Genomic DNA, 5251 nt, shown 5'->3' with positions numbered 1-5251 from the left:
TCGGCAGCGTCAGATGTGTATAAGAGCCAGGTCGTGCCCCGTGCTCTCGCGGCGACACTTTGGCGGCGCCCCGGGGTGACGGGAGCCTTCGTGGCTGGAGGCGCCAGGCGGCGCCTACTTGCTGCGAGAGTGCCGGGATAGTCCGCACTCCCCGAAGGCTTTCAACTCAGCCCCCTGGGAGGTGCGGACTGTCTGCCGGTGGAGGACGGCCTCAGACGTGTCGCAGCTTCCAGCCGCCGCGGCGGAAGAGGGCGGCGCTCGCCAGGCCCAGCGCCCCGTAGGTGACGGCGATGGCGATGAACGCGCCCGCCGGCCCCAGCCCCAGCGGATGGGAGAGGACCCACGCCAGCGGCAGCTGGAGGCCCCAGGAGAAGAGGGCGTTCACCACGGTGGGGGTGGTGGTGTCCCCCGCGCCGTTGAAGGCGTGGGGCAGCACGGTGACGAAGGCGTAGAGGGCCAGGCTGCAGCTGACGATGCGCAGGCAGCGCGCGGCGTGCAGGCCCACTTCCGGGTCCGTGGTGAAGCGGTGGATGAGGGGCTCCGCGAAGAGCCAGAGGCCCACCGCCACCACGCCCAGGAACGCGAGCGTGTAGAAGCTGGCGCGCCACGCGGCCTTCTCCGCGCGGTCGGTGTCGCCCGCGCCCAGGCTCTGGCCCACCAGCGTGCCCGCCGCGTGGGACAGGCCCCACGACGGCTGCTGCACGAAGAGCAGGATGCGCATGGCCAGCGTGTAGCCCGCCAGCGCCGTGCTGCCGAACGTCGCCACGATGCGCATCAGCACCAGCCAGCTGGACATGCCCAGCAGCGACTGGAGCGTGGCGCCTCCCGACAGCTTCAGCAGCGAGCGCAGCGTGGACAGCTCCAGGCGCAGGTGGCGGCGGTGCAGCTCCAGACGTCCGCTGCCCTTGAGCAGGCGGTACACCTGGTACAGCACGCCGGTGGAGCGGCCCACGGTGGTGGCCAGCGCGGCGCCGGTGACGCCCATCGCGGGCACGGGGCCCAGGCCGAAGATGAACAGCGGCGCGAGCACGATGTTCACGGAGTTGGCCAGCCACAGCGCGCGCATGGACGTGGCCGCGTCCCCCGCGCCGCGCAGGATGGCGCTGATGAGGAACAGGAGCGTGATGATGGGGAAGCTGGCCAGCATCAGCCGCGTGTAGCCGGCGCCATGCTCAATCACGCCGGGCGCGGCGCCCAGGGCCGTGAGCAGCGGCCGCGCGAAGAAGCTGCCCGCGAACGCCAGCGGCACGGACAGCGCGAGCCCCAAGCCCAGGGCCTGCACGGCGGCGCTGGAGGCGCGCTCCGGATCCTTCTGCCCGATGCGGCGCGCGATGAGCGCGGTGGCGCCGATGGACAGGCCCAGCGGCAGGGTCTGGAGGAGCGTGAGCATGGACTCGGTGAGGCCCACGGTGGCGATGGCGTCCGCGCCCAGGCGCGACACGAAGAGCACGTCCACCAGGGCGAAGACGGACTCCATCACCATCTCCAGCACCATGGGCACGGACAGCAGCAGGAAGGCGCGATCCACGGGCCCGGTGGCCAGGTCCTCGGTGGAGCCCTTCACCGCCAGCCACAGGGAGGCAAGGAGGCCCTTGGAACCCGAGGTGGAGGGGGAGGCGTCCGGGGAGAGCGTTTCAGTCGGGGGTTGCGTCATGGATTGGGCGTTGCAACGGGACGCCTTCCGCCTTTCATCCCTCACGGTTCCCCGCCTGCCGGCGCGCGCGGCCGGGTAGATTCAGGGCATGGCTTCCGGTCCCCGCGTCCTCCTCCTCGCCGAGCGCTTCCCCCCTGACATCGGAGGGCTCGCGCGGAGCGGCGCGCGCACCGCGGGCTCGCTCGTGCGGCTGGGCGCACGCGTGGACGTGGTGGCCTGGACGCGCACGGCGCAGCCGGGGGCGCTGGAGACGGTGCCGGACGCGGAGGCCGTGTCCCCGTTCGCGAAGGGCGTGACGCTGCACCGGCTGGGACTGTTCGGCAGCGCGGACCTGTCCATGCAGCACACGCTCGATGTGCTCGGCCACCTGCACGCGCGGCGCAAGTACGACCTGGTGTGGGGGCACTACCTGTATCCGCCGGGGTTCCTGGCGGTGGTGTTCGCGCAGAGCGCCGGGCTCAAGTCCGTCATCAGCGCGCGGGGCAATGACGTGGATCAGCTGATGTTCCCGCCGGGGGACTTCGCCCGCCTGCTCTGGACCATCCAGCGAGCGGACGTGCTCACGGCCGCGTCCGCGGACCTGGGCCGCAAGATGGCGATGCTGATGGGCCGCGACCCAGGCGTGGAGGTCATCCCCAACGCGGTGGACACGGCGCTGTTCTCACCGGGCCCGGTGGACGCGGCCCTGCGCGAGCGGTTGGGCATCCTGCCGGGCGAGGCGGTGCTCGGCTTCTCCGGGGAGCTGCGCCACAAGAAGGGGCTGCCGTTCCTCCTGTCCGCGCTCACCGAGGTGCGGCGCGTGCGGCCCGCGTGCCTGCTGGTGATTGGTGAGGTGCGCGCGCGGGATGCCGAGCACCTGGTGGCCTACCGGGCGGAGCATCCGGAGGACGCGGCGCGGATCATCATCTCCGGCGCGCTGGAGTCCCCGGGGCTCATCTCAGAATACCTGCGGCTGTGTGATGTGTATTTGCAGCCGTCGCTGTGGGAGGGCATGCCCAACGCGCTGCTGGAGGCGATGGCGTGCGCGCGGCCGGTCATCGCCAGCGACGCGGGCGGCATCCCGGAGGCGGTGGAGTCCGGGGTGAATGGCTTCATCGTGGAGAAGGCGCTGCTCAACCACCTGGGGCAGGCGTGCCTGGACGTGCTGGGGATGCCGGAGGCGAAGCGCGCGGCGCTGGGGACGGCGGCGAGAGCGCGAATCGAGGCGGGCTTTCAGGCGGACGCGGAGGCCCGGGTGTTGTCCCGCGTGCTGGCGCGCGCCATCCCCAAATCTTCCGCGTAGGCGTTCACGAGCGCTTCCTGCGCGCGGCCCCACGGGAAGTCCCGCTCCACGCGGGCGCGGGCGTTGGCGCTCATCGCGGCGCCGAGCGCGGGGTTGGCGGCGAGGTCCTTCACGGCCTCGGCGATGGCCTTGGGTGAGCCGGGGCGGATGCGGTAGGCCTCGGTCCCTTCCGCGAGCGCGCGCGTCACCGGCAGGTCGCTGACGACGACGGGCGTGCCGGTGGCCATGGCCTCCAGCAGCTTCAGCGGGCAGCAGCCCTGCACGCAGTTGCGGTCGTTCACGGGCAGCGGCACGAGCACGACGTCGCAGGCGTGGTGCAGCCGGGCCAGCTCCTCCTGGGGCAGGGGTTCGAGGATTTCCACCGCGCCCTGGAGCACGAGGTCTCCGCACCGGTCCAGGAGCGCGCGTCGCGCGTGCTTGCGCAGCGGGCCCACGAGGGTGAGCGTCACCGGCAGGTCGCGGCGCAGGATGCGGCAGGCGTCGATGGCGTGGTGCACGCCCTGCCACGCGGTCATGGTGCCGCTGTAGAGCATGCGCAGCGGGCGGCCGGCTTCGGCGGGGCGTGGGGGCGCGTAGCGGAACACGTCCAGGTCCACGCCGTTGGGGATGACGCGCAGGCGCTTGGGGTCCGCGCCGCGTGCAATCAGGTGCTCGGCGGTGACGGCGCTGGGGGTGACGAGGAGGTCCGCGGCGTGGAGGCATGTCTCCTCCTGCGCGAGGAGCTTGCGCATCAGCTCCGCGTCGTCCGCGACGTCGGGGTGGTGGTACTTGAGCTCGATGGAGGGCAGGCCGTTGACCTCGTAGACGAGCGCGTCGGTGAGGGCGGCCTTGCGCCGGGCGATGGGGTAGCCCTCGAAGATGGAGCGGACGTGGACGACCTTCGCGCGCGGCCGGCCCTGCCACCACGCGCCCAGGTGCGAGCGGAACGTCAGCGCCTGGGAGATGAGGTCTTTCCCTCGGGCGCCCAGCGGGTGGTAGGTGATGGCGGGTCCCAGGGCGGGCGGGGGAGCACCGGGCGCATCGCCGATGGCCACCAGGTCCACCGGGCCGAACGCGGCGCCCAGGGCCTCCACGAAGGCGCGGATGTGCACGGCGGCGCCCTTGGGCGCGGGGAAGCGGTCGAAGGACGCGTAGACGATTCCGGATGAGCCCACGGCCCGGTGCTACCGCGACACGGGGCCGGCGGCAAACGGGGCCCGGGACTCAGCTGCGGACGCGTGTGGGCCGGATGCCCTGCTCCTGGGAGTCCAGGGGCGCGACGGGCTCGTGCGCCGGCCGCAGTCCGGTCCGCTCCGCCTCGTTGACCGACTCGAGCGCCTCGCTGATGGCGGCCAGCTCTTCACGCACGCGGCTCAAGCCCTGCTCGGCGTCGGCGGGCGCGGCCGTCGGTCCGCTCTGCCCGTGAACCTGGACCAGCTGGGTGGCCACGCCCTCGATGCTCCAGCGCAGGCGGGTGAGCTCGGCATCCAGCCGGTCCGCGTTGCGCGCCAGCCGCTCGCGCTGCGCCCGCTGGGCGTCGATGGCATCCACGGCGCTCTGCAGCGAGGCGCGCACCTGCGGATCCGTTGATGCCGTGATGCGCGCGGAGAGCGCCGTGCGCTCCGCTTCGAGCCGGCCCATCAACTCCGGGCTGACCTCGCGGCGCAGGCCCTGCTCGCGCTTCCGCAGGTCGTGGCACGAGCGGCGCAGTGCCTTCACGGACTCCTCGCCCCCGCTGAGGAAGTCACGCACGGCCGGGGACGCCTTGCGGAAGGCGGCCTCCAGCCGGTCGCAGACCTCGTCCAGCTCGCGCAGCCGCGCGTCCTCCTGGAACACCGCGACCGCGTCCGGGACCCGCTTCAAGGGCGCACCGGGGCCCTCGGTCGAAGCGATGTGCCCGCCGGCTCCCAGGTGACCGCCCGCGGACAGGCGCGCGTTCCGGCCGACGGTGGCCCCGGCACCGACGCTGGCGGCGCGCTCCACGGTCGCTCCCTCCTGGACGGTGGCGCCCCAGCCGACCACGGCCCCTCGCTGCACCGTCGCGCCGCGCTGCACGGTGGCGCCCATGCGGATGACGGCGCCGCTTTCGATGACCGCTTCCGCCTGCACGGTGGCGCCCATCTCGACGACGGCACCGGGCTCGATGCGCGCCGAGCTGGAGATCTCCGCCCCCAGGCCGATCCGCGCGGAACCGGCCCCCTGCGCCCGTGCGGCGCTCGCCGCGCCCAGGGCTCCGCGCACGATGAAGAGGACGCCGGAGCTGACGGCGAGCGCGCCCGCGGGGATGAAGAGCCAGGGCTGTCTCTTATACACCTCTGACGCTGCCGACGACTTAA

The 5251-nt window shown here is 73.0% G+C and carries 3 protein-coding genes; 1 reads left to right on the top strand and 2 read right to left on the bottom strand.

Annotation, left to right across the window (positions count from 1 at the left end; genetic code table 11):
- Positions 1–211: 211 nt before the first annotated feature.
- Positions 212–1654 (bottom strand): MATE family efflux transporter, encoded by a 1443-nt coding sequence (locus D7X55_RS35315; protein ID WP_121725354.1) that lies wholly within the window; start codon positions 1652–1654, stop codon positions 212–214.
- A gap of 88 nt (positions 1655–1742) precedes the next feature.
- Between D7X55_RS35315 and D7X55_RS35310 the strand changes: the two genes are divergently transcribed.
- Positions 1743–2936 carry a glycosyltransferase family 4 protein gene (locus tag D7X55_RS35310; protein ID WP_121725353.1) on the top strand — a complete coding sequence of 398 codons (1194 nt, stop codon included), beginning with the start codon at positions 1743–1745 and terminating at the stop codon, positions 2934–2936.
- Here the strand turns inward: D7X55_RS35310 and D7X55_RS35305 are convergent.
- Positions 2867–4090 carry a glycosyltransferase family 4 protein gene (locus D7X55_RS35305; protein ID WP_120549724.1) on the bottom strand — a complete coding sequence of 408 codons (1224 nt, stop codon included), beginning with the start codon at positions 4088–4090 and terminating at the stop codon, positions 2867–2869. The genes D7X55_RS35310 and D7X55_RS35305 overlap by 70 nt on opposite strands.
- Positions 4091–5251: the final 1161 nt, after the last annotated feature.

The sequence above is a fragment of the Corallococcus sp. AB049A genome (genome assembly GCF_003668885.1).
Taxonomy (GTDB): domain Bacteria; phylum Myxococcota; class Myxococcia; order Myxococcales; family Myxococcaceae; genus Corallococcus; species Corallococcus interemptor.
This window is presented reverse-complemented; position numbering and strand designations above follow the sequence as displayed.

Bases quoted from the DNA above. Each gene is read 5' to 3' on its own strand.
- D7X55_RS35310 (WP_121725353.1), top strand. From the start codon at position 1,743: ATGGCTTCCGGTCCCCGCGTCCTCCTCCTCGCCGAGCGCTTCCCCCCT.
- D7X55_RS35315 (WP_121725354.1), bottom strand. From the start codon at position 1,654: ATGACGCAACCCCCGACTGAAACGCTCTCCCCGGACGCCTCCCCCTCC.